At 44.7% G+C, this 25,061-nt stretch carries 28 protein-coding genes; 21 read left to right on the top strand and 7 right to left on the bottom strand.

The features are described 5' to 3' along the window. Nucleotides 1-9: 9 nt before the first annotated feature. Nucleotides 10-663, bottom strand: coding sequence for a hypothetical protein (locus OEY58_07755; GenBank protein MDH5325339.1), 654 nt, complete (start codon nucleotides 661-663; stop codon nucleotides 10-12). A 190-nt stretch (nucleotides 664-853) separates the two neighbouring features. Between OEY58_07755 and OEY58_07750 the strand changes: the two genes are divergently transcribed. Further along, the gene (locus OEY58_07750; GenBank protein ID MDH5325338.1) at nucleotides 854-1,888 is read left to right on the top strand and encodes a medium chain dehydrogenase/reductase family protein; all 1,035 of its coding nucleotides are present in this window, start codon (nucleotides 854-856) and stop codon (nucleotides 1,886-1,888) included. Between the two features lie 24 nt (nucleotides 1,889-1,912). Here OEY58_07750 and OEY58_07745 read toward each other — a convergent pair whose 3' ends face one another. Then, a complete protein-coding gene (locus OEY58_07745; GenBank protein ID MDH5325337.1) occupies nucleotides 1,913-2,503 on the bottom strand; it encodes a TetR/AcrR family transcriptional regulator in 591 nt (196 codons plus the stop codon). 158 nt (nucleotides 2,504-2,661) lie between these two features. On the opposite strand from OEY58_07745, the gene OEY58_07740 reads away from it, so the two are divergent. From OEY58_07740 to OEY58_07690, 11 genes are all read left to right on the top strand, one after another. Continuing rightward, nucleotides 2,662-4,251, top strand: a complete 1,590-nt coding sequence (locus OEY58_07740) for an MBL fold metallo-hydrolase (GenBank protein ID MDH5325336.1) — start codon at nucleotides 2,662-2,664, stop codon at nucleotides 4,249-4,251. A 716-nt stretch (nucleotides 4,252-4,967) separates the two neighbouring features. Next, nucleotides 4,968-6,248, top strand: coding sequence for a tyrosine-type recombinase/integrase (locus tag OEY58_07735; GenBank protein MDH5325335.1), 1,281 nt, complete (start codon nucleotides 4,968-4,970; stop codon nucleotides 6,246-6,248). A 97-nt stretch (nucleotides 6,249-6,345) separates the two neighbouring features. Further along, entirely contained in the window at nucleotides 6,346-7,023 is a 678-nt protein-coding gene (locus OEY58_07730) for a hypothetical protein (GenBank protein ID MDH5325334.1), read from the top strand. A 104-nt stretch (nucleotides 7,024-7,127) separates the two neighbouring features. Continuing rightward, complete coding sequence (locus tag OEY58_07725) at nucleotides 7,128-7,316, top strand: helix-turn-helix domain-containing protein (GenBank protein MDH5325333.1); 189 nt, start codon at nucleotides 7,128-7,130, stop codon at nucleotides 7,314-7,316. A gap of 339 nt (nucleotides 7,317-7,655) precedes the next feature. After that, nucleotides 7,656-9,194, top strand: a complete 1,539-nt coding sequence (locus tag OEY58_07720; GenBank protein MDH5325332.1) for a YfjI family protein — start codon at nucleotides 7,656-7,658, stop codon at nucleotides 9,192-9,194. Then, nucleotides 9,187-9,612, top strand: coding sequence for a hypothetical protein (locus tag OEY58_07715; protein MDH5325331.1), 426 nt, complete (start codon nucleotides 9,187-9,189; stop codon nucleotides 9,610-9,612). Before OEY58_07720 ends, OEY58_07715 begins: the two co-directional genes overlap by 8 nt. Next, nucleotides 9,603-9,890, top strand: a complete 288-nt coding sequence (locus OEY58_07710) for a hypothetical protein (protein ID MDH5325330.1) — start codon at nucleotides 9,603-9,605, stop codon at nucleotides 9,888-9,890. The genes OEY58_07715 and OEY58_07710 overlap by 10 nt, the downstream gene beginning before the upstream one ends. A gap of 577 nt (nucleotides 9,891-10,467) precedes the next feature. Further along, complete coding sequence (locus tag OEY58_07705) at nucleotides 10,468-10,908, top strand: hypothetical protein (GenBank protein MDH5325329.1); 441 nt, start codon at nucleotides 10,468-10,470, stop codon at nucleotides 10,906-10,908. Between the two features lie 28 nt (nucleotides 10,909-10,936). Then, complete coding sequence (locus OEY58_07700; protein ID MDH5325328.1) at nucleotides 10,937-11,632, top strand: hypothetical protein; 696 nt, start codon at nucleotides 10,937-10,939, stop codon at nucleotides 11,630-11,632. A 21-nt stretch (nucleotides 11,633-11,653) separates the two neighbouring features. Then, a complete protein-coding gene (locus tag OEY58_07695) occupies nucleotides 11,654-12,019 on the top strand; it encodes a hypothetical protein (GenBank protein ID MDH5325327.1) in 366 nt (121 codons plus the stop codon). An 89-nt stretch (nucleotides 12,020-12,108) separates the two neighbouring features. Beyond that, a complete protein-coding gene (locus OEY58_07690; protein MDH5325326.1) occupies nucleotides 12,109-12,609 on the top strand; it encodes a hypothetical protein in 501 nt (166 codons plus the stop codon). A gap of 154 nt (nucleotides 12,610-12,763) precedes the next feature. Here the strand turns inward: OEY58_07690 and OEY58_07685 are convergent, their stop codons facing one another. Next, nucleotides 12,764-13,858: a hypothetical protein gene (locus tag OEY58_07685; GenBank protein ID MDH5325325.1), complete on the bottom strand. Its 1,095-nt coding sequence runs from the start codon at nucleotides 13,856-13,858 to the stop codon at nucleotides 12,764-12,766. A 420-nt stretch (nucleotides 13,859-14,278) separates the two neighbouring features. On the opposite strand from OEY58_07685, the gene OEY58_07680 reads away from it, so the two are divergent. Both OEY58_07680 and OEY58_07675 read left to right on the top strand, forming a co-directional pair. Next, the gene (locus OEY58_07680) at nucleotides 14,279-14,650 is read left to right on the top strand and encodes a hypothetical protein (GenBank protein MDH5325324.1); all 372 of its coding nucleotides are present in this window, start codon (nucleotides 14,279-14,281) and stop codon (nucleotides 14,648-14,650) included. Further along, the gene (locus OEY58_07675) at nucleotides 14,647-14,859 is read left to right on the top strand and encodes a hypothetical protein (GenBank protein ID MDH5325323.1); all 213 of its coding nucleotides are present in this window, start codon (nucleotides 14,647-14,649) and stop codon (nucleotides 14,857-14,859) included. The genes OEY58_07680 and OEY58_07675 overlap by 4 nt, the downstream gene beginning before the upstream one ends. Nucleotides 14,860-14,974: 115 nt before the next feature. Here the strand turns inward: OEY58_07675 and OEY58_07670 are convergent, their stop codons facing one another. The 4 genes from OEY58_07670 to OEY58_07655 all read right to left on the bottom strand — a co-directional run bounded on the left by OEY58_07670 (nucleotide 14,975) and on the right by OEY58_07655 (nucleotide 17,417). Next, on the bottom strand, nucleotides 14,975-15,454 hold the full coding sequence (locus OEY58_07670) for a collagen-like protein (protein ID MDH5325322.1): 480 nt from the start codon (nucleotides 15,452-15,454) through the stop codon (nucleotides 14,975-14,977). Between the two features lie 173 nt (nucleotides 15,455-15,627). After that, nucleotides 15,628-15,843: a hypothetical protein gene (locus tag OEY58_07665; GenBank protein ID MDH5325321.1), complete on the bottom strand. Its 216-nt coding sequence runs from the start codon at nucleotides 15,841-15,843 to the stop codon at nucleotides 15,628-15,630. 195 nt (nucleotides 15,844-16,038) lie between these two features. Continuing rightward, nucleotides 16,039-17,190: a hypothetical protein gene (locus tag OEY58_07660; protein MDH5325320.1), complete on the bottom strand. Its 1,152-nt coding sequence runs from the start codon at nucleotides 17,188-17,190 to the stop codon at nucleotides 16,039-16,041. Between the two features lie 5 nt (nucleotides 17,191-17,195). After that, nucleotides 17,196-17,417 (bottom strand): hypothetical protein, encoded by a 222-nt coding sequence (locus OEY58_07655; protein MDH5325319.1) that lies wholly within the window; start codon nucleotides 17,415-17,417, stop codon nucleotides 17,196-17,198. Nucleotides 17,418-17,588: 171 nt separating this feature from the next. Here OEY58_07655 and OEY58_07650 point away from each other — a divergent pair, with 171 nt between their 5' ends. The 7 genes from OEY58_07650 (at nucleotide 17,589) to OEY58_07620 (ending at nucleotide 25,028) form a co-directional block, all read left to right on the top strand. Further along, entirely contained in the window at nucleotides 17,589-17,804 is a 216-nt protein-coding gene (locus OEY58_07650) for a DUF4224 domain-containing protein (GenBank protein ID MDH5325318.1), read from the top strand. 1,035 nt (nucleotides 17,805-18,839) lie between these two features. Continuing rightward, nucleotides 18,840-19,871, top strand: a complete 1,032-nt coding sequence (locus tag OEY58_07645; protein ID MDH5325317.1) for a hypothetical protein — start codon at nucleotides 18,840-18,842, stop codon at nucleotides 19,869-19,871. Nucleotides 19,872-19,891: 20 nt separating this feature from the next. Beyond that, entirely contained in the window at nucleotides 19,892-20,077 is a 186-nt protein-coding gene (locus tag OEY58_07640; protein ID MDH5325316.1) for a hypothetical protein, read from the top strand. Between the two features lie 359 nt (nucleotides 20,078-20,436). Further along, complete coding sequence (locus tag OEY58_07635) at nucleotides 20,437-21,759, top strand: ATP-binding protein (protein ID MDH5325315.1); 1,323 nt, start codon at nucleotides 20,437-20,439, stop codon at nucleotides 21,757-21,759. Nucleotides 21,760-22,623: 864 nt separating this feature from the next. Beyond that, the gene (locus OEY58_07630; GenBank protein MDH5325314.1) at nucleotides 22,624-22,953 is read left to right on the top strand and encodes a hypothetical protein; all 330 of its coding nucleotides are present in this window, start codon (nucleotides 22,624-22,626) and stop codon (nucleotides 22,951-22,953) included. Beyond that, a complete protein-coding gene (tnpB, locus tag OEY58_07625; GenBank protein MDH5325313.1) occupies nucleotides 22,950-23,306 on the top strand; it encodes an IS66 family insertion sequence element accessory protein TnpB in 357 nt (118 codons plus the stop codon). The genes OEY58_07630 and tnpB overlap by 4 nt, the downstream gene beginning before the upstream one ends. Before the next feature lie 39 nt (nucleotides 23,307-23,345). Continuing rightward, nucleotides 23,346-25,028, top strand: a complete 1,683-nt coding sequence (locus OEY58_07620; protein MDH5325312.1) for an IS66 family transposase — start codon at nucleotides 23,346-23,348, stop codon at nucleotides 25,026-25,028. Nucleotides 25,029-25,061 lie beyond the last annotated feature (33 nt).

Below are 25,061 nucleotides of genomic sequence, written 5' to 3'. Positions count from 1 at the left end.
AGATTATGCTCAGTTGAAATATCGTTCCAACTCCTTTAAGTCATCTTTCAATGACAGTGGAAGTACGCAGGACAACATATGTAGAAGTACCACCGCGTTTCTTGAAGCGTCACCACCGGGTATATCTCCAATGCGTTTGGCAATGTGCTCGTTCACCGTCTGCAGATTCGCATAGACAGCCAGCAAGCGGTCAATATTAAAATGGTCGCTTCCTCTGAAATACTCAGAGATAAAATACGTACCCGCCACTCGGAATATGGACTCCTCTTTGGTGGACAAGGGCAAATGAAACTGTGCCATGGGTTTAAAGAATGCCGTGTGTGGACAATCACTGGTCCCGATCACTAAACCAAAAAACGAACAAAGCGCTTTTTGGGCCGTTGTTGCCGCATTGTATGTGCGCTGTGGAGTTTGTACTTCAAGTTCCAGAGCGTCATACGAGGCCAATTGGGCGCAGTCTGTTACGGCGTGAAAAATATTCCGAGCCACTGGGCACCATGGCGTTTGCTTCGGGGTCAGAGTGCAGTGATGGCATTGACGATAATCCAATTGTACCCATTGTGGATAAGCCTCTGTGGCGAGATCATTTGCTCCGCTGCCCAGTTGTACAACTTGTTCAATGGACAAACCGCCGTTTGCAACAAAACGGTAACGAATCTCCATAATTACCCCAAAGAACGATCTCAAATGAACACAAACTATTCAACATACAACTACAGATACTAATTCGGTCCAAACGCGGTGCAGGTGTAGCCCTTCCATGCGAAATTACACAATTGCAACAAATGCTTATCGGGTTTATAAAACACAGATCCGTGATATGCTTATTCACAAAGCAACTTAAGAGACGGCGTTGAAAAAGATCAGCATCCCCTCAGCCGGGTCCTACGACAAACTGCGGTTCATCCAGGTACCGGACCCCCAACCTGCTCAGGAGGAAGTGCTGATTAGCGTTAAGGCCATCGGGGTTAACTTTGCGGATGTGTGTGTGCGCTTGGGGGTGTATCAATCCGCCAAAGAATATGTTGGTTGGCCCATTACCCCCGGTTTCGAAGCTGCGGGGTTGGTGGAATCGGTGGGGCCGGGAGTGAGCCGGTTTAAACCGGGCGACACGGTCGTGGGATTCAGCTTGTTTAATGCCTATGCTGATAAAATCTGTATCCGCGAAAACCACGTGCTTCCATTGCCCCAAGGCTTTACCCTGGAGCAGGCAGCCGGTTTTCCTGCCGTGTTTTTTACCGCTTACCATGCCTTGTTTCAAAATGTGGTGTTACCGCCCAAAGCAAAAGTATTGATTCACTCCGCCGCCGGCGGTGTTGGCACCGCTTTGGTTCAGCTGTGCCAAGCCGCCGGGTATTTTACGGTGGCCGTCATTGGTGCCGCTCACAAACACCAATACCTGCAGTCCTTTGGGCCTGAGGTAATCATCGACAAATCCCAACAAGACCTCTGGCAAAGCGCCGAACAGGCTTGCCCGGGAGGCTATGACGCCATTTTCGACGCCAACGGTTACACCACATTGAAACAGTCTTACCGCCACCTGCGACCCACCGGCAAATTGGTGGCCTACGGCACCCACGCGCTGTTTAGCAGACAAGGCGGCAAACTCAATTACATTAAAGCGGCTTTGGCACTGTTACGAACCCCGCGGTTTGCACCCCTGGATCTGATCAGCCACAACCGTAGCGTCACCGGATTTAATCTCAGTTTTCTTTTCGGTCGTGAAGATCTTATCGATGGATGCATACAGGGACTGACTGACAGGCTGCAAGCGGGACAAATCCGACCCATTCCCGTCACGACCTTTGATTTTGAACAAGTGGCTGAAGCACATCGCCTGTTGGAAAGTGGTAACTCGGTAGGGAAAATAGTATTGACAGTGCAGTAGTTGCAAAAATGCTCTAAACAGGTTTCAACTGTGGAGCAGATTCATTACGGTCGCAATAATCTGTGCCAGCTGTTCTTTAGGCACGCCCGCCTTGGACATTACGCTGATGCCTTGCAACATCATATTAATGGTGGCGGCAATTGCCGCGGTATCCAAATGGGGGGGAAGCTCCTGTTTTTTTACCCCCTGTTCCAGCAGGGTACGAAAAATGGTTTCCATTTCCGTCCAAGCGTTGCGAACTTGCTCGGCAAATTGGGGGTAGTGGGGTCCCAGTTCCACTGCAGTGTTGTTAAGGAAACAACCGAAATGGCACTCATTATCATGATGTGTGCTGTTTAAGGTATAGAAGTAGTTTTGTAACCGCTGCACTACCGTGCCGGGGTGGTGCAAGAGTAGCTCACGGCTTTGCGTCAGCGATTGTTCTATGTAGCGTTGCAGGGTCTGTTGATACAGCTGGGTTTTGTTACCGAAAGTGTCGTATAAGCTGGCCCGGTTGATCCCCATACCTTTGACCAAATCCTGGACTGACGTTAATTCATAACCCTGGCGCCAAAACACCTCCAAGGCTTTTGCCAGCACTGTATCCGTATCAAATTGTTTTTGGGGACCTGCCATTGAGTCCGAAACCTCGTCGAATATTTTCTCATTATAAGCCAGTACCACCCAAATTGGCTTGGCCTTTATTGTCTCTTGACACAGTGTACACATTCTGGAATGATCAGTCCAAGTTGGAACGTACGTTCCAACTTGGACTTAACTTAAAGGAGAAGAACATGGGTTTAAAAAAAATGACATTGGGTGGTTTATTAATCAGTTCCGTAGCCACATCGGTATTGGCCGGCCCGTCCACCGATGTGGTCGGTCTGGTGGCTCAGGCGATGGGGGGTGCGCAACATATTAATAACGCAACAAATCAGAGGGTTACGGCAAAAATCGCCGGGTTTGCACCGTTGCAGGCTCCAATGCCGGGGGGGGAGCCGGAAAAATTTGATCGCCTGCAATACACGCTTACCCGCGCTTTGGATGGTCATCGATACCAAAGTCAGTGGCAAGTGGATTTGGATTTCCCCTTACAAGCGTCTTATAACTTTGCGGAAATCATAAACGCCGATACCGGGGCGGTCATTGGTGTTGACAGTATTTTGCAACTGCCTCAAGCACCCATGCAGGCTATTCGGTTGGCGGCGCGCAAGGTGAATTTTTTAGTCACATCGCCGGTGGAACTACTTAAAGCCATGCTGGCCACACCCCAGGATGTGGTCTACCACGGTAGCCACGATTCTCGCCGAGCTCCTGTTACGGTTCTGGGTTTAAAGCGCTACGGCAAAGAGATTTTGCTGTGGGTAGACAAGGCAAGCTATTTACCCCTGAAAGCCACGTATTGGGACTCCAACCCGGCCAAAGGCGACACCTTAATCGAAACACGTTACAGTGATTGGCAGGAAGCCGACGGAATCAAGGTGCCCATGCGCGTGACCCAGAAGGACGAAACCGACCTTCTTATTCAAATCGAACGGCAATCGGTCAGTTTCAATAATGTCTTTGCACAAGACCCTTTTGAGGTGCCGCCACAGTTGCGCGTACCCCTGGACCACGCTGCGTTTGAAATCGGATTGAAATATGCGCAACTGTTTCATCGCTATGTGCTGGTGGGCATTCCATTCGACTTGAATCAATTCAGCGCCGAGTCGGTATTTTTACAGCCGGTGGCAGACCGAGTCTTTTATTTGCGTGGCTTCACTCACCATTCACTCATTATTGAAATGGCGGACTATCTCATTTTGTTTGACCCCGTGTTATTGGAAGAGCGGACTCAAGTGGCCCTATCTTTAATCAAGCAACACTGGCCCAACAAAAAAATCAAATATGTCGTTCCCACTCACTTTCACGTGGACCACAGCGCCGGTGCACGGGGCTATGTGGCAGACGGTGCCAAGCTGGTGACCATTGAACCCAATAAGCGCTTCTTCAAAAACATGCTCAAAGCCAAGCATGTGATCTATCCGGATTTGTTGTCGCTGCTGCACAAAGACTTCCGCTTGCTGGAAATTGAGGACGAACCTTTCGTGTTTGACGATGGTGAGCGGCGGGTACAACTATTACAAATCGACAATCGTCATGCACCGGGATTGCTGGTTCCTTACATTGAAGACCAAAAAATGATTTTTGTATCGGACCTGTATAACCCCGGCGCTTTCCCGGTACCATTGCCGCCGCAGTTTTCCTACTGGGGTCTGGATTTGTATAAGGATCTGCAACCGCGGGGTCTGGATATCCAAACCATTGTCGGCGCCCATGGCGATGTGGGCAGTTATGCGGACTTTGTTCGTGCCATCAGTGTCACGTTTGGAATAAATCAGTAAATGGTGCGCGCGCCAGGGAAGCGCGCATCACAAAATCGTCGGGAATGATTTTGGACGCCGCGTATCGCGGCGCCCCGAAGGGGTGCGAGCCAAGGAAGCGCGCATCACAAAATCGTCGGGAATGATTTTGGACGCCGCGTATCGCGGCGCCCCGGAGGGGTGCGCGCCAGGGAAGGCGCGCATCACAAAATCGTCGGGAATGATTTTGGACGCCGCGTATCGCGGCGCCCCGGAGGGGTGCGCGCCAGGGAAGCGCGCATCACAAAATCGTCGGGAATGATTTTGGACGCCGCGTATCGCGGCGCCCCGGAGGGGTGCGCGCCAGGGAAGCGCGGATCACAAAATCGTCGGGAATGATTTTGGACGCCGCGTATCGCGGCGCCCCGGAGGGGTGCGCGCCAGGGAAGGCGCGCATCAACCCCGACACGGAAATAAAGAGTGTTCGATTCCGCACTAATAACAGCGCCTTGGCGAAACACAAGCAAAAGAATTTGGATAAAAATCAGAAGGTGGTGCCCAGGGGCGGAATCGAACCACCGACACGGGGATTTTCAGTCCTATTTTAAGAGATATACAGAAATTAACGAACCTTAACCATCCTTAATTCCTTTTATTATACAGTTAGTTATTTGTTATCTCGGCTTAATTAGGCTAAACTACTTTTAACGTATCTTGTAGCATCAGCGTAGCATTGGATTTTCTACCTGGAGATTGCCATGCCGAAAACTGTCGTTAATTTCACTCAGAAAGTGCTTGAAGCCATTCCTACTCCCCAGAAAGCCACTTACTACTATGACAAGAAGGTCAACGGCCTCTTACTGTGCGTCACCGCGAATGGTGTGAAATCTTACCAGGTGTACGCAAGGCCCAAGGGTAAAAACCCGGTGAGAGTGACGCTGGGCCGGTTTCCCAATATGAAAATCGAGCAGGCTCGGAAACGGGCTAAAGCCGAGCTGGCGACCCTCGCGGAGGGAGTGAACCCCAATTCATTACGAAAAGCGGAAAGGACGAAGTTAATCACTTTGCAGCAAGTTTTTGAAGATTATTTAACCACCAGAAAAGCCCTTAAGCCTGGCACTATCAAGGACTACCGGCGGGTATTAGATGAATCATTCGATGACTGGAAAACCAAACCCTTAGCCAAGATTACCCGGGACATGGTGGAGAAACGCCATACAAAGCGTGGTAAGCAGTCGGAAGCAAGAGCAAACAATGCAATGCGAGTGCTTCGGGCTCTGTTTAATTTCGCCCAGGAGAAATACGAGAATGAGAACGGAGACCCTATTTTCACCGATAACCCGGTAAAACGCCTTTCCCACACAAAGGCATGGTTCAGGGTGGATCGCAGGCGCAGAGACATTAAGGCGCATCAATTGAAGCAATGGTTTGCTGCTGTGAACAGTCTTGGCGAAAAGGAAAAGGACGAAAAAGAAGATTTTTTCGAAAATCGTCTAGTGTTCCGAAAAACCGTCAGAGACTATTTGGTTTTCCTTTTGCTGACAGGTCTCAGGCGTGGGGAAGCTGCCAGACTAAAATGGGAAAATGTGGATTTTGTTGGGAAGACGTTCACTGTCCTTGACACCAAAAACCAAGACCCGCTGTGTTTGCCCCTGACAGATCATTTATTGGAAATGCTACAAACACGCCAGAAGGAATCAGAGAGTCAATATGTGTTCCCCAGCGAGCAAAGCAAAACAGGGCATATCATCAATGCGGTAAAACAACTCAATAAAGTTAAAACCAGGTCTGGTATTGAGTTTTCTGCTCACGATTTGCGTAGAACCTTTGCCACCATTGCGGAGAACCGGGATATTTCCGCTTATGCTTTGAAAAGGCTCCTTAATCACAAGATGAAGCATGATGTGACTGCTGGTTATATCAATATCGACGTTGAACGACTTAGAAAACCCATGCAGCAAATTACTGACTACATCCTGATTTCCGCCGAGATTAAGCCAAAGGCGGAAGTGGTGGAGTTGAAACAACAGACTATCTAATCAGATATACCAAGCCTAGGGTAGCTCCCGAAAAGTTGGCAACCTTCACCGATCTGGCTTGGTTTTCCATGAAGGCACACTAAAGAAGGGGTGTGCGATGAAGTTTCCTGCCTGGGCTCCAGCGCATTTGGTTTCGTTTCTAGAGAGAAAAATTAATTTAGTTCAGGACATGCATAAGCTTGGGTATCCTGGTAGGGAGTGGATGAAGGTAGAGGAAGAAAGATCTGTAAATGCTTTTGGACAACTTACACTAGGCCAAACTATTGAATACTTAAAAAAACTATTGACTGATCCAGAAATGGAGCAGGTGTGGTCTAGGCTTTCTAAGCAGGTAAGAAATATAAGTCAGTATGAGAAATTCTGGGAAGTTTGTGAGACAGGAATAGCTAGTTTTGAGCGTAAAGAGTTTTTCAGGGAGCTATCTCCAGTAAAAAATGAAAAGTTTTTCACGGATATATACGATCGAGCAATCGAACTGAGGGAAATGATAGTAAAAAATAGGGAGTTTCATAATAACCATGAAGCAAGGGACGCTTTAGAGGAAATCGCTATTAATGCATCAAAATATGTAGAAATAGAAGCACCAAAGGTAAACAATCCAGGATCAGGCAGTGCCAACATACGAATCTTTGTTCGACAGCTATCAGCATTTATGAGATCGGAATTTGGAGCACCTATGAACCTTGCAGTGGCTACTACAGCTAGTGTCATATTTGGTACGGAAATAACTGAAGAATACGTTAAAAAAACAATCAGATCCAAAGAAGCCGTCTAAGTTAGGGGGACAAACGGAAATCTTTTAGATCACTTTTGTCCCTGGTAGATAAGAATACCTGCAATTATATTTCTCTTAACGTAATTAGACGTGAGGAGAAATAAATGTCTCAAAACCTACTAAGCCCAAGAGAAGTATCTCAGAAGTTACAAGTTACCACCGGAACCCTAAGTGTCTGGCGTTCCACAGGTCGGTATGAGCTTCCTTTCGTGAAAGTGGGTAGCAAAGTAATGTATACCCATGAGGCCGTTCAAGCTTTTATTGACGGCCGCACTCTTTCACAAACCGCGTGAAACTATTTCCATGAACACAAACAAAAAGGCCCCGCAAAAATGCGAGGCCAAACATAACTTGATTTCAACCAACCATTCAAGTGTGCCACCACTCGAATGGAGTAACACTAAGGACTATAAACATGAATTCTATCAGACAATATAAATTATGCAAATGCGCACTATGCCGTGAAGCAATCAAAGGCCAACCGTACAGGGCTGATCACCTAAAAATTTGTCAGCCTTGCAATAACTGGATTCAAACAGCCCCCATAGCATTCGTATTAGAACGGATGGAGGCTTTTCGATGAACTCTATGATAGTCGGAAAACAAATATTTTTCCAAAGAGATGGGCAACCATGCAAGACATGAGCCTAGCCCAACTAAACACTACAACCGAAGATCCATGGCTCGACCCAGAGCCGTTGCCACAGGGCTTACCTCCGGTCAACGAGTTGGATCCAGATATAATTCCAGATGCTTTGCGTCCTCGTATTTTGGATATTTCGGATCGACTTCAAATTCCACCGGACTTTTCTGCGGCAGCAATAAATGTATTGCTCGGTTCAATTATCGGTCGCCAAGTCTCCATGCAACCCAAAGCTCTGGATCACGAGTGGCTAGTTACCCCGAATTTGTGGGGGGCCATCGTTGGTAGACCATCTGTGATGAAATCACCTTCAATCACCGAAGTAATGAAACCACTCAACAAATTAGTGACAGAGGCAATTTCAGAGCACGAAAAAGCCTTAGGAACATATAAAGTGGAGCTGGAAATCTATCAGGCGCGCCAATCTGCCCAAAAGGACCAAATCAAGAGAGCAGTGAAAAATGACGAAGATCTTAGTCATTTTCGTAACAAGACTATTGAAACGGCCGATAAACCAGTTCTGAGGCGCTATAAAAGCGAAGATCCGACAGTGGAAAAGTTAGGAGAACTTCTCCTTGAAAATCCGAACGGGCTTCTAGTGTATAGGGATGAATTGACTGGCTGGCTCAACAGCCTTGAAAAGCAAGGTCGGGAAGGTGATCGCTCCTTTTACCTTGAATCGTGGAATGGGACTGGGAGTTTTACAGTAGACAGAATCGGGCGAGGAACTTTGCATGTTCCCTCTTTATGCATTTCTCTGTTAGGAAGCATTCAGCCAGGCCCACTGGGAGATTATATAAGGCGTGCCCACAATGGCGGTACCGGTGATGATGGTTTAATTCAACGGTTTCAAATGTTAGTCTGGCCGGACTCTTCCAACACTTGGAAAAACGTAGACAGGATACCGGACAACAACGAACTCCAGAAAACATACGAAATCTTCAAACGATTAGATAATATCAATCCGATGGAAATTGGGGCTGTTTCCCATTTCTCAGATTCTATCCCAACTCTAAAGTTTTCTCCGGAGTCACAGGAGATATTCAATACATGGCGACAGAAGCTTGAAAAAAGACTGCGCGATGGAACAATTTCATCTAGCGCGTTAGAAGCCCATCTAGCGAAGTATCGTTCCCTAATGCCCTCCTTGGCTATGATTTTCCATTTAGTCGAGTTTGTGAGTGGAAATACAACCGAAACAAATGTTGGTGAAAATAGCACAATAAAGGCTGCTGCGTGGTGCGAATACTTGGAGAGCCATGCTAACCGGCTCTACTCATCAATAGCAGATCCTTCGATGGAATCCGCAAGAGAGCTGTTGAAGCGTATCAAAAAACATGAAGTGGCTAATCAATTTACGGCACGGGACATATATCGAAACGGTTGGACTAAATTAAGTCGGTCCGCAGATGTGGCAGCTGCATTGGAGGTTCTGGAGGATTTTGGTTGGGTTAGATCTGAGGTTATCCCAACAACCGGACGAAGTCAGAATGTATTCTATATTCACCCGAGCCTATGCCATGTTTGAGAATTCACTAGACGACGAACTGACAAAACCGCCAAAAGGGGGTTCTGTCAGTTCTGTCAGTGGGTCAGATAAGGAATCTGAAAAATTAACGTGGCTAACACGATTGAAGTTACACAACAAAAAATCTCAAAAAGCGCTATGTGAAGGACTGACAAAACCGACAGAAGTCGAGCTTAGGGAAAACATACGGGAAGCAGTTGAAGAAAGAGCGGCAATCTTGGAGTTTGAGGCAAACATCCCGAGAAAGGATGCGGAGAAACAAGCCAGATTAGCTATCAAGGTCTATGAGTACCGTCTAAATACAAGCCCCGAGACTTGGCTGAAAATGGTAGCACCTGGCTGTAACCTTGAGGATGCAAGGCAATTCTGTTTCAACACCTTTGGGAATGAATTGCTCGAGATTAGAGTATGCAGCTAAGTTTGCAATTGACCAAATCCATAGATCTCAAACCTGATCGCCATTTGCGGGGGCAGGCGGGCAACCAGATATTCTACATCATACCGGCAACCACGAGAGCCAGTTACTACATTAACGTAATCCAAGAGATCTCGGACGGTTACATTGTGGAAGGCACCACAGTACCCGTTAAGAAATCCAATGTACTAAAGGAGCTATCGCGCTTTAATGTGGACGTGGAGTGGAAACAGGTACCAGGCGGCAAATGGGCGAGGAACTATTGGTTGAGTGTTATTTAGTAGGCGCTTGCCTAATGTTTATAGCTGCAATTAAGAATTTATGGTGAATATTAGGCAGCAATTTTCACTGTGACTTTATTTATAAATAATTCAATGAGATAGGATATTTGCATGTTTAACAGGTGTGCTGAGTAACATGGAGGTGTACTATAAGTTATTGAATTTACAGGGAAGTGCGTGTAATCACCATTATGTTAAATAGATCGCTAAGTCATTGAATATAACGCTAAGTGATAGATTATTATAAGGCAAAGCAGAGGCCGGGGGCCACCCCCTAGGGCCTTAGGCGTACACGCAGTCACCCACCATATATCCAGCCGATTTTCACTAATTCACTAAATTTTTCCGCCGGGAAATTATGTAAAGCTTCCTGAATTATTAATAACTCGCAGGTTCACCATGTTCACCTTATCTTGTCTTGGAGAGTTCCTTAGATTTTTGTTCGTGCTTCAAGTTTATTCAGCTATCCGTTAATCTCTGTTAAGAAGGGTTAATGTAACACATTGTTTATATTGGTAATTTGTATAATATTGCGCTAAACTTTTTCCGATGCTTAGTAATTTTAAAAGGCTGAGAAATGGACGAAGAAAAACCGCTGACCACACTTGAGGAATTCTGGGAAACCGTTGGGGAGAAACCATTCGGTTGCACAGAACGACAAGTGGCCTATGTGAAAGCCGTGATGGATGGTGTAGCCCCCGCGTGGGCTGCTTGTAGAGCCGCAGGTTATGCCGGAACAAAGAAGTCACTGGCTGTACAAGGCACTACTCTAAAACGTCACCAGGGCGTTCAGCGTCTTCTCAAAGCCGCTCAGGAAGCGCAAGAACTGGAGGAAAACTACATTGTAACTCCCGATGAGCTAATAAAAATGTGGTCCAATGAAGCGAAGTTCGGGCAAACACCTTCCAGCCGCCAAAAAGCTCAAGAGTTTTTAGCGCGGTATTACGCATTGTTCCAAGAGCAAGCAACGAAACAGGAAACTACGGGTGCAGAAGGAAATTTCCGTCGCATTAGGTAAATCGGTAGAATCTTTGAGGAGTAACTGAATGGCAAGTCTATTTGGATCCGGCGATAAACCCAAACCATTTGTGCCGAAAGGGTTCTCCTCTGGTGGCTTGAATGTCACCATGAACAATGGTTCGGCCAACGTCCAAAGAACACAGCAACTCACGGATTTATTGGGAAGCTTGAAGTCTGCATCGGATCTTAATGTCTCGGAACTGGGGAGCATCAGGGGTCAACTCAAACCGGGGTTCGGGCGTTTAACTGAAACCGGCGTCCAATCCATTCGAAACCGCAGACGCCAAGCCATTGGGAACATAAGAGAGAATCTGTCTCGACGCAGAGTGTTGGGCTCTTCGTTTGCCCAGGATGCACTTTCGCGTGGTGAAGCGGAGTTCTCACAGCAGGAAGCGGATTTCAGAGCAAAAACCACGCTGCAAGAACTTAACATTGAACTGGCTTTGATCGACGCCCAGCACAAAACCCGACAATCTTACTATAACACCATGCTGGCTCAGAGTAACTTTGAATCCAATATAGGGGCCAACGTACAAGCGGGACTGAATAACGCGCTCGAAGCCGCTCAACGTTTTGAGGCTCAACTGGCCGCAGAGGAAGCGAAAGGGAAAGGCCAAGCCGTGGGGATGGTTGTAGGTACTATCATTGGTGCCTACTTCGGGGGTAAAGAAGGCGCGCAACTCGGTGCATTAGCCGGCGCAAAAGCCGGGGGCGAATTGTAGTCTAATGTTGGTTGCAAACTCTTGAGTATTCGAAAAACTTTTCAGCAGGATTTAAGCCTGGAACTTGGAGAGCTTGTAGTCCGAACAGAGAAAGCCTGCAAACGGATGGTATATGGGTTTGTTGCATATAGTAGCTTGTGTTTGTTAGTAGTCGCTGGGGTCTTTATATATTCAAACGGATTGTTGGATTTACAAGCAATAGTCCTGTCGATGGTAGCCTGTACCGTAATGCTATCAACAGTGATCGGATATGGAATAGTTGCCCAATACAAATTAATGGCGTATCACTCGGGACTTACCGAGCTGTTGGGATTGGAAGCTACCATCAGTAAAAGCGAAATTCGCAATTCAGATCCGGATCAACAAGCTCCGAAAAACCCAAAATAAGCAACAAAATTACAACATTCATATTCGCAGTTCCAGGTAGACTTGCTATCGGAATGTAGTTTGTATAGATTGCAAGCGGGAGGGACAATATGGGCTATAAACTCATCGTTAGTATAGCGTTGTCGAGTATTTTACTGGGGTGCGCTCCGGCAAGATTGACTGTTTCATCCTCACCAGTGGCCGATTTAAAAACAATAGCCCTGTACCCGAATCGCGGACTACTGGGCGACGCAATCGGGTTGGAGCTTGTTAAGTATGGTTTTGACGTGTTCGACACAGCACAAGTCTCCAGTATGATGATCCGTTTGAATCTAACCGAAATTGAGATATTGGAACCTAGAAATATCCGGAAGCTAAAAGAAGAAGGGATTGATGGCCTACTTCAAGTCCGAACGGTCTCAGGATACGACAGACACCCTCAAAGCATATCCGTTAAAGTAATTTCCTCAGACACCGGGAAAATCATCATTGGTGCAACATGGCAAAACGGTTTTGGCGGAGCCAGTGGGTCAATAGCCGATAGAGTTGTTCGGTCAGATGTTACAGATGCTGCCGAAGATATCGCAAAGGGGATCTATCGACACGATTGATTGGGAACACAGGGCAAAGCGGTCTCAGTAGACCCACTGACAGGGTACAGCATTCAAACAACGCTCGCCTTACTTTTGATAGTAATGCCGGATACGCTACGTACAGGAGGCGGAAAGTGGGGTTAAAATCAATTCTCGTGTCCCGCCAGAAATTTCAACTTCTGCAATCTGGGTCATAATGTATTTTAACGTTGGTATCATCCACATAGACAGGGGTCGTTTTGCATACGTCGTTACTGTCTTTAACGGAATATGTTGGGTTCGTATTTGCGATTTTCTTTAATTGTACAAAGTGCCGCATATTATTGGAGCAAGTGAAAGTAATAATTTTATTTTCCTGCCCCACTGCTATATCATCAGTATTTGTATTTATATTTTTTATACTATGGTCAATTCGAAATTTCTCTCTCCTGTCATGCGTTGTTGAATCTCTCTTTTCGGCGGTGTTGGTGTCGGCAATATAGTCTGAATATTTCTTTACCCAACAATTTATTTTTGAATAAAGGTAATCGTAACTACATTCATCGGAAAGAGATGTCGTCTCAACGCCGAGTTTGTCAGCGGTTCTTTGTATGGTTTTGTGAAGTTTTGAGTAGTGGTACTCAATGTATTTAATTACTTCAGATCGATTTTTCTCAATTAACGCTTCTATCCACCAATCAAAATATGGCACTCCCATGCTTCGATCCCGGCTCCTGATGAATTCAGGTAAAAGTTCTGATCGTTGTATTACATTTATAAAGTTGTCTAATTTATCTAACTTTTTGTACTCGCTAGCAGTTAGCCCAAGATGTTGTTCTTGTGTTTCTAGGTTGTTTCTACGCATTAATATATTTTCGATCTCCCGTTTGTACGAGTCATCATGCAATAGCCATAATCTAACGTCGGCAACTGATTCACTCCATACATTTTGATGTATTTGCGAATAGTGGTTCATAAGCGCGTCGTATCGTTGGGCTTTGTTAACTCTATACAAACCCCAAGTGACTAAAATAGTGAATATAACGTATAATATCTCTATATACGACTCAACAGGAGGTACGTTAGAGAATATTTTAGAATAACTAGACTCAGGAGATGAGCTGTTCTTTTGGCTGGTTACGACACTGTCAGTGCCAGAATTCATCTCAGACTCAATATTTTTAATTGTTGCAGATTTTCCTTTCGACTCACCAATTTCTGAGGCACCGGTAGTAAGTCCTGCATAAAACATTGAGACAACTACCACTACGACGATTCTTGATGTCATAATCCTCTCCCAAAAGTTGGTTTGGTTTATCACTTCCTACAACCACTGCAAAATTATCCTTATACCACAAAAATGCCAGCTCAATGAAAATCATGGCTAGCCATCTAGTGTCGAAGGAAATACGTCATTGAATGGGCGAAACTTTTCGTTATTCTCAACTAACAAAACTTACACTTGACTCGTGCTGTGGGAGTGCTAGGATTGTATTAGCTGGCTATATCCAGCCGGGATTAGCACCCCGAAACCAGTAGGCTCAACGTGCCTTGAGCGCGTTTTTTTGTGCCTGTAGTTTTTGGCGAGCTGTACAGGCCTCGAAAGGGGGCCGTATCCTATTGGGCGGTAGTGCTAACCTGTACGGCTTGCCACCTTATCAATTTAGCACTTGATGGGTGGCAGAAATAAAACAATAGGAGACTCACCATGGATAATTTCAATGAAGTTATACAAAGCATAAAACGCAGAGACCGTATAGCAATAACCACCCACACTCTTTCATGGATTACCGCAGTACTGATCCTGGTCAACCTGGCTATTTTTAGTCTCAGGGGGTGCGGCATGAGCAAAGAATGGGATCTTAAAGACGCAACCAGCAATATCGACCATGATTTGTCGGAAGCACACTCGCTCTTGCGACAAGCGTTATCTAACAAAGTCAATAATTTGACCTTTGAGATTGTTGACTGCATTAACGCGGCAATGACCCTCATTTTTAATTCCTCCGGCGAACTTCGATACGCAGTTGGTGAGTATCTGAAGCAAAGGGAAGCCGAACTGAATGGGGGTGCAAAATGAGCATTGAAACCGCCCGAAAATTCGAATCTCAGTTTCGAGACGCAATATCTCCACTAAAGGCTATGTGCTACTGGGTATCACATGTAGACCCGGACAACCAGGAGGCACAAAGTGTAGCTAACGCTATGTTGGCACATATCGATAAAGCCGAGGAAGCATTTTGTGAAATACAGGGACTAGTTTCCGAGTGTGCGGAAATCAAAAAGTGACTAAAGCATCAACCCCGGCCAAGTGCCGGGGTTGATGTTTGTGTCGTTACTGCCCTAAATAACTAAATCGCGATCAGTGGAGTTGTGGAATGGATAAAATCTTAAGTCAAAAGTTTTAAATATTTTTTGCGCACACACAGATCATGTTATTGTGTAAATGACGTTTTGTCCCGCAACCAAACATATCGGTATTCTTTATGGTTTTCTCGCCGCTAGCAGGGAGTCCTCCGATACATGCAGCACCAAAGCGACCACAGAAATCATTACAAATAGCTGAACCGTTGTTCCCAGCCTTTAGAAAGATTGAGGAAGATCCAGGGGGGCCTGCAGCACCTTGCGGTCCGGCAACACCCTGCGGCCCAGGGAGGCCCTTTTCACCCTTTACAAGCTGGATAAATTTTGGGTCGTTCTTTAACTTCCCAGCCAAAATGTCAGAATGTTTGTTGACTATTTCATTTGCAGCTTCGCTTACTTGAGTGCTGTCAAGAGATTTCTTGAATAAACCTACTGTGTTTGCTGTTAACAATAGCAATATCGTTGCAACTACAGAGCCAGCAGCACCAACACCGATATCGCGAACTGTTTGCTTTTCCATATATGCCTCCTCTTGATAAAGTTGATTATTAGCTCAATCAGCATTCTGAAATCCAAAGATTGTATTCTTCCTTCCTCCGGCGCCGTTTTCAATTTTCTTGTTAACGGCTTTCAGCGTTATCCCTGAAATCTCGCAAAACTTCTCTTTTCTAATCCATTGGATGGGCAGGCAATTCATGAGCCTACGCTCTTTTGTCTGTCATACCATTGGTCGATTTCGACAATATTAAGCCTCAACTGGCGCTTTTTGCCAACCTTGACATATTTGTAGTGTTTACCCTCGGTAAAAAGGTTTTCGCACATCCAGTACATTTGATCATCGGTGCAACCGTGGAGTTCTTTAAATCGCTTGGTCCGCACCCACACCATCGGATAATTGTTTTCAGTCATAAGTTACCTCTCAGATTCTCTGTTTTGAATGCCACTGTTTCAATTAACCGCTACAGATCGGATTTCCTATATAGCTTTTTCTTACCGAAATTGCCGTTGCAGACCCCGTATTCGTGAACTAACTCTCCTTGAACTTCGTGGCACCAACGCAGCAATATTCGGCAGTTTCTTTTTCAGTGAAATAGTCTCTCGGGATCAACTCTCGGTCTCTTTCTGATTTAATGGATCAATCTCATCCGCTTTTTCACTCGCCCATTCAACCCATTGTTTTAGATCGTTGTTTACAGCCCCGTTCAATTTGGCTTGATTATATAGTGCGTCAACATACTGCCGAATGTTGCATGCAGTTATCCAAGCATCGGTTTCGGCAATCAGGGCATCTAACCTTTCCTGCTCTTCTTTTTGGCGCCTTCGTTCCGCTTCTCTATCAAGCCGTTCTCTCTCCCATTCTTGTTCTTGCTGCTTCCGTTTCTTTTCTGCCTCCTTTATATTTTCGGCACCCTTTTGAAAGGCATAAATGATGGGGGCAATTTGGTCTTCAACGGTAGTGTTTGGAGTATCAGACCAACTCTTTCGAACATTTCCCACCCAGTAACTATCGATAGAGAATGTGAAAACACCGGTCGATACATACTTATATTTGTCAGAGTCTCGGGCGATAATACGGGACGCCACTCTACGTTCGTATTCTTCTTCTGTTAAGAGTTGCTGTTTAGATTTTTCCACTAGTGAATATGAAACAAAGCTTCCGTTTACCACAAAACCTGAAGTGGATGCCTCGTTCTTTTCAGTCTTATGCTTATGACCCAAGTTACTCATAGATTTGATTAGGGCGTCTAGAAAGCGTAGTGCTCTATCAACTGATTTAGGATGAACACTAAATTTGACACCGAATCTTGCGCATATTCTTCCATATCTATCAGGCTTTAATTGCGTTGAGTATTTCTGGGCCTTTTTAATTATCGGAACCGCAAAGTCAGTTTCAGTAATAGGGGCAACAAAAGGTATTATTCCACTAAGTACGTCTTCCTTCGGTAGGTCCGCGGGAAAACTTGTCTCGTTTGGGGTAAAGTGGAAATACTCGTAATACTCTTCTGGACACTCAGGTAAAGGTTTTTTTTCTAAGTCATATCCAGCTTGTTCTTTAGCCCAAAAGCCACGACCAGGCAACGGAATGTGTGCTCTTTCACAAGCTTTCCCTAGACCTCTATCAGATATCCCGAAGTGTTTCGCCAAAACGGTTAAAGGAAATGACCATACAAGTTCATATAGTAGGTCCCTACTTATTTCATGCCGTTTGTTTTGTTTGGAATAGGTGTCGGGTATTTCAGATATAGTTTTATTCATGCGGCTTATTTTAAATAACCAAATTCTTTGAGAGTCTCATTGACTAGCTTATTTCCCGTGGGAGCAATCTTGATCTCATCATCCACAAATACGTAGCACATAGAGCCGATGAACCTTCCGTCAAGCTGTCCATTTCGCACCCATTTCTTAACGGTGTTCGGGCTGGGTTTTTTAGTACCCGCAAAGGCCAGGTCAACATATTCTTTGTAATAAAGCATTCTTCGCATTACATAATCCCCTGGATGTTATTATCCACCAACTCTACCCACCATAAATGTCGGCTGCGCGACATACTTTATCAAAGGAATGCATTAGAAAGATCTAAATCAATCGGATGTTGAGGCGTAGGCCAAATTGACCCCGCCGGTTATTATCCAGGCAACAGTCTAGGAAAGAGGATGTTAAATCTAACAAAGGAGGAAATTTTCGATCTGACACGCGCAAAGCGAAACTCAACTCAAATCAGACGATTGCGGGAAATGGGATTTACCGTTATTAGTCGAGCAGACGGATCTCCAGTGGTCAGTAGAGCAAACTTCTTGATTGTCACAGGTGGAGTAGAGCAAAACAACGCAACCAAAAGCCCAATCGAACCCGACTATGATGCGCTATAGATTCGAGTATGAGAAATGAGTGACTACCTTACACAAGAAGGTATACAGGAAATCACTGGGTACAAAATACCGAGCAAACAGATTCAGCAACTTACTAGGCTAGGGACAACTCACATAATCCGCCCTGATGGGTACCCGAGGGTGCTGAAAGCAGAGAGGGGCCGCGTGATGATGGAGCATCATGGAATTTTAATCTGGTGCCGTCCAAGTATGTACTGGGAAATCTGGCTAAGAGCTGTCAGATAATGGCCGGCCTGTGAAAGTCGGTGAAAAAAGGTATTGTGATGAAAACGTCAAGTTCATACCTCTCAGAGATAACGGTGACAGCTACTTAACTCCGCGAGAGCGAAAAATTCTGTATAGCGCTTAACCGTGTAACGGATTTTTTGATCTAACCTAAATAGCGAAGTAAATAGGTACTATGTAGCCCCGGTTTGGTCCAGGGCGTTATACAGTCTTAACGCATTGTCAGTCTATAAACATTCACACTCCCAAACTTTCCTGATCTACCGATGCCACACTCATAGTCGCCATTGTGCAGCGATGAATCACTGTGCTTTGATGCCATAGCTGTCACCCACAGTCTACATTGCTCCACGGAACCTAACCCGAATTTTGATTTATGGATAAAAAGGTCCGATCGGTCTAGATAAAAAAGGCGTCCACGTCTTCCCAGGGGGCAGTAGAATCAGAGTAGAAAAAGTTGGTGAAGTCATTTTTCGGACTCCCAAAAATGAGCTAAATCAAAACAACTAGAATCGCTATTACTCGAATTGTCATAAGATGTGGTCAGTTTGAAATTAAATGGCTACTTTTTATATACACTACGTACTGAATTGCCTTTATTGTTATGACCTGGTAATTAAAACTTTCTTTTTCCAAAGTTGTTAGGTTAGTCTACCAAAAAGTGGGAAGTATTACCCAAAGTAGTCTTATGTCGGCCAGATGACAAATTTTGTATACGGTCTGGTAAGTTGTAGGGAGCACAATTAACTGTATATTTTCGTTTTCACGGTTGGGGTCAGGGAGGGGAAAATGTCAAATATTGATATAGTTAACATAGAAATTGAAGAAGCTTACAATAGCGTTTCGCACCAACATCAGCAGATAAAATTTTACCTGCAATACTATATGGTTGCTTTAATTGGCTTATTTACACTGACCGGCTACCTTACTCAAAGCAATAACGAAAAGACCGAAGATAGTCCTCATATAGAGTTCCATTTTGCAATGTTTCCACTAAACTCAGTGCAAAATCAGCTAAGCGAAAAAACAGACGAATCAAAAGTAATAAAAAACGAAATGAGTCCATCTGCAAAGCTAGGTATTACTTTTGTCGTGACGGTGTTCTTATTGGGTTGGGCGTTCATAGCCATTTTGGCGCATAAAATATCATTTCTTGTTTTGTTGTATAAACACATAGCTTTCTTTCGGTACGAACGGCTGGAATTAGGAGGGTCTGAGAGTATGAAAGCAGGGTATGTGTTACCCAATAATAAGAGTCATATAAAGTTACCTAGCCTAGTAATTTATTTGCCATATGTTTTTTTCGTTTTTAACTATTTAATACTTATTGGCGGCTTATCGTACTATCTGATTTTGTCTCTTGATTGGGTGCAAACTATAGCTGTTGTAAGTTTTGTTTCAATTGTGTTCGGGATCTATTATCCGATTGTATGCCTTACTTTTAACAAGCATTATAGGGCTGCTCGCAAAGCTCCTAATATGGCAGGTAAGCTCAAATTGATAATGGCATGGAACCAGCTAGTGAAAGGAAACAGTACCGGAGATAAAGAGGACAAAGCGGAGGAAGAAAAGATTAGAGAGTTGCTTAATAAAAGAGGCAAAGCAATCGCCCTTGCAATTTTTACATCTGTGTCAGGCGTTTTGGCAATGGGTAGCTTTTATGTAAAAGGACCTGATAATATCTTTGAAGTAGTAGATAACGAGACTCTTTATGCTGTCGTCGTTTTAGTGTTTACTGCTATTTACTGCGTTATTCGGTTCTTTATGGAGCATCGAGAGATAAAACTGAATAGGAAATATATAAAAGCAAAGAAAATCTAATATTTAGGGCCTAGTGACATATGTCAGATACAAACGCTAATAAAGTAGACCCTCTATTCGAGATAGTTTTTGGTGATGGTGAAGGGGAATCCACGAAATTTTGGGATTTGCAGGAAATGGAAGATTGGGTCACCGAACAACGTTTGTGCTGGGAGTGGCTCAACAAAGCAAAGCGAGATATGCGAGCTTTACCAAGCAATGTGTAGGGACATATTTAACCAGCGATACGGTGCACATAGTAAACTGCTTGTTTCCGGTAGTCCAAAAGTAAATTTCGTCGAAAGTTGGCACGATAGAAATCCCAAAGTAGCGATTTTTGTTCTCTTACATTTTCTTGGTTATGGTGTCTATGAAGATATTTCAGATTCTACAAAAGGGGCCTTCGAGGCTCTTTGTTTTGAAGCTGGGATCAAAGGAGCAGAATCAGAATCTTAAAAGATGATGGATTGAATCCTGGAATGATCGAAGCTCTAATGAAGAAGGTTAGGTAAGTAAGTAATAGCTATACGGCTTGTTTAATTAAATTGTCTTTCCAATATTTACTACTGTAGGTATAGAACTGATTATGATCTATAATTTTAATCCATTCGGTACAGATTTTGATTCTTTGGTGGCTAGCCAACTTGAAGTTTTAAGGGAGGTAAAAGAAGGTTGGTATATGGACTACAAGTCGGATTTGATCGCCATCAAAAAAATTGCTAAATCTATTTCGTCGTTCGCAAATCAGTATGGCGGCTGGTTAGTGTTTGGGGTTAGGGAATCGGATGAAAAGTGTGCTGGAGAGTTCGTGGGCATTGAAAAAACCAAAGTCAATGAACTGTCGGAGCGTATTAGAGAAGCGGTCAGAGCGCATGTTAATCCTGCTCCATTCTATTTAGAAAAAGTGTTTGCCGGCCCCGTAAAAGAGCTAGGTTTGATCAATGGTAGGTCAATATTATTGCTATATATTCCAGAAGGGGTAAATCCACCGTATATACATTCGAGCGGAGTTATATATAGACGAATTGCTGATCAGTCTGACCCAAAACCTGAAGCTGATAGAGGTGTCCTAGATGGCTTGTGGAATAAGGCGCAGACAAGTAAAAATTTACTAAAAAAATTCCTACGCAGTTATTCAAAACCAGTTGATACCAACTCGCCAGTTGCGTTTATATATTTGGTGACAAATCCAAGGTTCGATAAAGTATTCGGTAAAATAGATTTCAGAGACTTTTTGGACATTATGAGTGGAAAGAAATCAAATTCTATAGCGATGCCAATGAAGACTGTCCATTCGGTATCGGGTGGATATGTCGCTAGGCACACTCATTTTAACGAGCCGCAAAGAGCACTACCATCTATTCAGTGGTGGCATTCTGGAAATGCATTAATAACACTTCCAATCAGTACTTATGATGGCGTTAATGAAAGTCTGGAAAATTTAGGGCCTTTTTTCGAGGAGCTAAAATCTCAAAGGTTTAGTAATCCAGTAGTTTCTGATTTTACGGAGTTCTATTTTTCACTTGCTGCAATGTACAATCAATTAATACAAGTCAAAGAGTCTACAAAAAATAGGGAGGATGTTTATGTATACACCGTATTGGAAAATACGCGGAGACTTATTCCCTATATCGATGACCCAAAGTATATTGAGAAAGTTAAAAAGTTGGGCGTGCCAATGGTGGAGACTAGTACCGTTACTGTTCCAGATCAGTATGGGGGTTCGGACACTTTGTTATATAAGCTTGTACCACATAAAGATGAAAACCCGTTAGTTAATGTTCTTCGTGAAATATCCTTACCATTTACAGGAGTGCTTGGGTCAGTAGGCATATTGAACGGGAAAAATGATATTCGTGATTATAAGGTTTTGTATGATATAGATAGATTGCAGAAAACTCGAGGATAAAAAGGTTATGCTATCTCGCTAACCTGAATATTCTTGCTAATAAGGTGTTTGCCTATGAAACTACGTACCCGCTTGTATGTTGCATAAATCCAATGGTTACTGTTACCTAATGCAATTATGACGCTGTTGTTTTGGGGGATTTGTAATACCATTTCATCTAACGATACTGAGATCGAGTACCTAGTAGTCCTTGTTTATACTGTAATTGTTTTTGCTTCAGGAAGTGTATGTTTCGAAGCATTAAAACAATCTGAAATGCGCGTTATAAACAATCACAAAAATTAACTGGTTACATCAAAATTTCTCTGGTATGCATGCGAGAGAAGGCGAAATAGCAAACTATGTAACCCCTTCACAGGAGCAATCGCAATATGGAGCGTACATGGCAATGCGGTTAACACCTTGGGAAAAACCACGTAACCGTTTCACTGGTTTAGTAGACACTCTGGATTGCGGGTTGGTATATTGCCAAATATTGAACGGCGAGTGGCTGTCTAAAAACTCTGCGGGTGTAAACACAATGGTATTTCCTGGGAGTCTGCATATTCCGGCCAAAATGAACACTCATTCCGGTAACATGAACACCGATTCCGGAATACCCGGTAAAAGTGTTCATTTTGAACCGGAATGAGTGTTCAAGTTGAACCGGAATGAGTGTTCACGTTAAAACGGAATGAGTGTTCATCTTGAATCGGAATTGATGTTCATGTTCGGCCGGAATATGCAGAGTCACTATGGACAAGGAATTATTGGGGGCTGAGGATCAATCGGGGTTATCTTTAGGTAAGCGATCAATTATGAACATTCTTGCGGCGTAATCCTCAAATCATATCATGGAGGCCTACCAACTTGAAGGAGGTCTTTATGAAAACGAAGCATGACAAATTAACAGAAAAACAACGCGCCTGGTTAAAACACATTGAGGCAGCCCGAGAACAAAATATACCGTTGTCACGGTATGCAAAAGAAAACAAGCTGTCACTTATTTCTCTGTATGGGTGGAACAAAACACTAAAAAGCAAAGGCGTCATAGGTGGTGGCAAAGCACGTGACAATCCGTTTGTTCGTGCGGTACCGCAACACACTAGCGGGATGCATACAGCCACAATAAGTTTTGCGAATCATACGCAGGTGGAAGTCACTGTGGATCCATCGTCTTTAATGAACTTGCTATCAATGGTCAAAGCACTATGATGCGCTTTGTAGAGGAACTGCCGGTTTATTTACATCGGGAACCGGTAGACTTTCGAAAAGCCATCAACGGACTATCGGTCATTGTACAAGAGAGTATGCAGTTAGATCCCTTCGGCTGTGCCTGCTATGTTTTCACAAACCGCTATCGCAACCGCCTGAAGATACTGTATTGGGATAAAAACGGATTTTGCTTGTGGCTAAAACGCCTGGAGAAAGACAAGTTTGCCTGGCCCAGGACTCGCAATGAAGACTGTGTGATCCTGAGCATAAAAGAGTTGCATTGGTTGCTGGAGGGATTTGATATTTGGCGCCAACCGCCTCACCAAAGATTATACTTCGACTCTGTCATATAAGGATAGAAACTCAATATCCATAGCGTTATAATAGACGCTATGGATATTGATGCGCTGGACAAACTACCCACCGATGTAAAAGAGCTGCAACGTCTTGCGCGTCAATTGCAGCAACAGATTCAAACGAAAGAACGCGAGATCACGGAACAAGAACGTGAACTCACAAAGCAAGAACGTGAACTCAACAAGAAAGAACGTAAAATTGCAAAGCAACAAAACAAACTCGCATCACTGCACCGGATCATCGAAAAACTGTTTGAAGAACGACGCCTGGATCGCGCACGGCGCTTTGCCGCCAACAGCGAAAAGGGTGCGCTCCAATACTGCCTGTTTGATGAGGCGGAACAGCTTGTCGAAACCGAGGAAGGCAAACCAAGCGAAGATCCCGACAGCGGAATCGAGGTTAAAGCACACAAACGCCGGGGTGGGCGTAAACCCTTACCTAAAGATCTACCCCGTACCCGCATCGTTCACGAATTAAGCGAAGAAGAAAAACGCTGCGCCTGCGGTTGCCAAATGCAAAAGATCGACGAAGTGAGCAGCGAGCAACTGGACATCATCCCGGCGCAAATCACCGTTATAGAACACGTGCGTTACAAATACGCCTGTCAACACTGTGATGAAGCACCCAAAACGGCTCCGATGCCGGCTCAGCCTATCCCCAAGAGCCGGGCCAGCGCAGGCTTTCTGGCCTATGTAGCCACCAGCAAATACGCCGATGGCATCCCCTTGTATCGTCAGTGCCATGTGCTGGGGCGTTTGGGTATAGAACAGGAGCGCCACACCCTGGCGCATCAAATGATTAAGGCGGGCGAACTGACTCAACCCTTGATTAACCTGCTCAATGAAAATGCCTTGGACCACCCCGTTGTGCAAATGGATGAAACTCGAACCCAAGTGTTGCAGGAACCGGGCAAAGCGGCCAGTAGCCAGTCCTACATGTGGGTCATGCGGGGCGGTCCACCGGATCAACCGGTGGTGCTATTTAATTATGACCCCAGCCGCAGTCAGACGGTGCCTGAACGTTTGTTATTCGGATACCAAGGCTATCTGCAAACCGACGGCTACGCCGGTTATAATAAAGTTCTGGAAACCGAAGGTATTACCGGTTTAGGTTGTTGGCAGCATGCACGTCGCAAATTCACCGATGCCCAAAAAGCAATAAAGCGCTCTGATCGAATGCCCCATACCCGGGTACAACAAGCCCTGCGCTTCATCGGTCGATTGTATGCCATAGAGAAAAGCGCGAAGAAGAAAGAACCCGAAGAACGTTACCGCATTCGCCAACAAAAGAGCGTACCGGTACTTGAAGAATTTAAAAAATGGCTGGACCACATCAACACCAACCCCAGCGGAAAGTTAGGTGAAGCCATCACCTATCTGCGCAATCAATGGGAACGTTTGCTTGTATACTGTGAAGACGGTCGACTGGAAATCGACAACAACTGGATCGAAAACAAAATCAGACCCTTTGCTATCGGGCGCAAGAACTGGTTGTTCTCTGCAAGCCAAAAGGGAGCGACAGCCAGTGCCAGCCTATATAGCTTGATCGAAACAGCCAAAGCGAACCACTTGAATGAATATGCTTATCTGAAATATATCTTCACAGAATTACCTAAAGCCACTTGTCTGGAGGATTATGAACGACTGCTACCATGGAATGTGGAACTGTCCGTATTACAAGGAATGCTCAAGGCCTCAGCCACTAACGCAGTTGAGTAGTTTGTGCAATACTGACCGTCTTTGATCGCTTAC

The organism is Gammaproteobacteria bacterium (assembly GCA_029882975.1).
In the GTDB taxonomy this organism is placed as follows: domain Bacteria; phylum Pseudomonadota; class Gammaproteobacteria; order SZUA-152; family SZUA-152; genus JAJDNG01.
This window is presented reverse-complemented; position numbering and strand designations above follow the sequence as displayed.

What these genes read in the sequence shown, in the direction of transcription:
- OEY58_07755 (MDH5325339.1), bottom strand. Translation starts at nt 663, where the DNA reads ATGGAGATTCGTTACCGTTTTGTTGCAAACGGCGGTTTGTCCATTGAA.
- OEY58_07745 (MDH5325337.1), bottom strand. Translation starts at nt 2,503, where the DNA reads ATGGCAGGTCCCCAAAAACAATTTGATACGGATACAGTGCTGGCAAAA.
- OEY58_07740 (MDH5325336.1), top strand. Translation starts at nt 2,662, where the DNA reads ATGGGTTTAAAAAAAATGACATTGGGTGGTTTATTAATCAGTTCCGTA.
- OEY58_07735 (MDH5325335.1), top strand. Translation starts at nt 4,968, where the DNA reads ATGCCGAAAACTGTCGTTAATTTCACTCAGAAAGTGCTTGAAGCCATT.
- OEY58_07730 (MDH5325334.1), top strand. Translation starts at nt 6,346, where the DNA reads ATGAAGTTTCCTGCCTGGGCTCCAGCGCATTTGGTTTCGTTTCTAGAG.
- OEY58_07725 (MDH5325333.1), top strand. Translation starts at nt 7,128, where the DNA reads ATGTCTCAAAACCTACTAAGCCCAAGAGAAGTATCTCAGAAGTTACAA.
- OEY58_07720 (MDH5325332.1), top strand. Translation starts at nt 7,656, where the DNA reads ATGCAAGACATGAGCCTAGCCCAACTAAACACTACAACCGAAGATCCA.
- OEY58_07715 (MDH5325331.1), top strand. Translation starts at nt 9,187, where the DNA reads ATGTTTGAGAATTCACTAGACGACGAACTGACAAAACCGCCAAAAGGG.
- OEY58_07710 (MDH5325330.1), top strand. Translation starts at nt 9,603, where the DNA reads ATGCAGCTAAGTTTGCAATTGACCAAATCCATAGATCTCAAACCTGAT.
- OEY58_07705 (MDH5325329.1), top strand. Translation starts at nt 10,468, where the DNA reads ATGGACGAAGAAAAACCGCTGACCACACTTGAGGAATTCTGGGAAACC.
- OEY58_07700 (MDH5325328.1), top strand. Translation starts at nt 10,937, where the DNA reads ATGGCAAGTCTATTTGGATCCGGCGATAAACCCAAACCATTTGTGCCG.
- OEY58_07690 (MDH5325326.1), top strand. Translation starts at nt 12,109, where the DNA reads ATGGGCTATAAACTCATCGTTAGTATAGCGTTGTCGAGTATTTTACTG.
- OEY58_07685 (MDH5325325.1), bottom strand. Translation starts at nt 13,858, where the DNA reads ATGACATCAAGAATCGTCGTAGTGGTAGTTGTCTCAATGTTTTATGCA.
- OEY58_07680 (MDH5325324.1), top strand. Translation starts at nt 14,279, where the DNA reads ATGGATAATTTCAATGAAGTTATACAAAGCATAAAACGCAGAGACCGT.
- OEY58_07675 (MDH5325323.1), top strand. Translation starts at nt 14,647, where the DNA reads ATGAGCATTGAAACCGCCCGAAAATTCGAATCTCAGTTTCGAGACGCA.
- OEY58_07670 (MDH5325322.1), bottom strand. Translation starts at nt 15,454, where the DNA reads ATGGAAAAGCAAACAGTTCGCGATATCGGTGTTGGTGCTGCTGGCTCT.
- OEY58_07665 (MDH5325321.1), bottom strand. Translation starts at nt 15,843, where the DNA reads ATGACTGAAAACAATTATCCGATGGTGTGGGTGCGGACCAAGCGATTT.
- OEY58_07660 (MDH5325320.1), bottom strand. Translation starts at nt 17,190, where the DNA reads ATGAATAAAACTATATCTGAAATACCCGACACCTATTCCAAACAAAAC.
- OEY58_07655 (MDH5325319.1), bottom strand. Translation starts at nt 17,417, where the DNA reads ATGCGAAGAATGCTTTATTACAAAGAATATGTTGACCTGGCCTTTGCG.
- OEY58_07650 (MDH5325318.1), top strand. Translation starts at nt 17,589, where the DNA reads ATGTTAAATCTAACAAAGGAGGAAATTTTCGATCTGACACGCGCAAAG.
- OEY58_07645 (MDH5325317.1), top strand. Translation starts at nt 18,840, where the DNA reads ATGTCAAATATTGATATAGTTAACATAGAAATTGAAGAAGCTTACAAT.
- OEY58_07640 (MDH5325316.1), top strand. Translation starts at nt 19,892, where the DNA reads ATGTCAGATACAAACGCTAATAAAGTAGACCCTCTATTCGAGATAGTT.
- OEY58_07635 (MDH5325315.1), top strand. Translation starts at nt 20,437, where the DNA reads ATGATCTATAATTTTAATCCATTCGGTACAGATTTTGATTCTTTGGTG.
- OEY58_07630 (MDH5325314.1), top strand. Translation starts at nt 22,624, where the DNA reads ATGAAAACGAAGCATGACAAATTAACAGAAAAACAACGCGCCTGGTTA.
- tnpB (MDH5325313.1), top strand. Translation starts at nt 22,950, where the DNA reads ATGATGCGCTTTGTAGAGGAACTGCCGGTTTATTTACATCGGGAACCG.
- OEY58_07620 (MDH5325312.1), top strand. Translation starts at nt 23,346, where the DNA reads ATGGATATTGATGCGCTGGACAAACTACCCACCGATGTAAAAGAGCTG.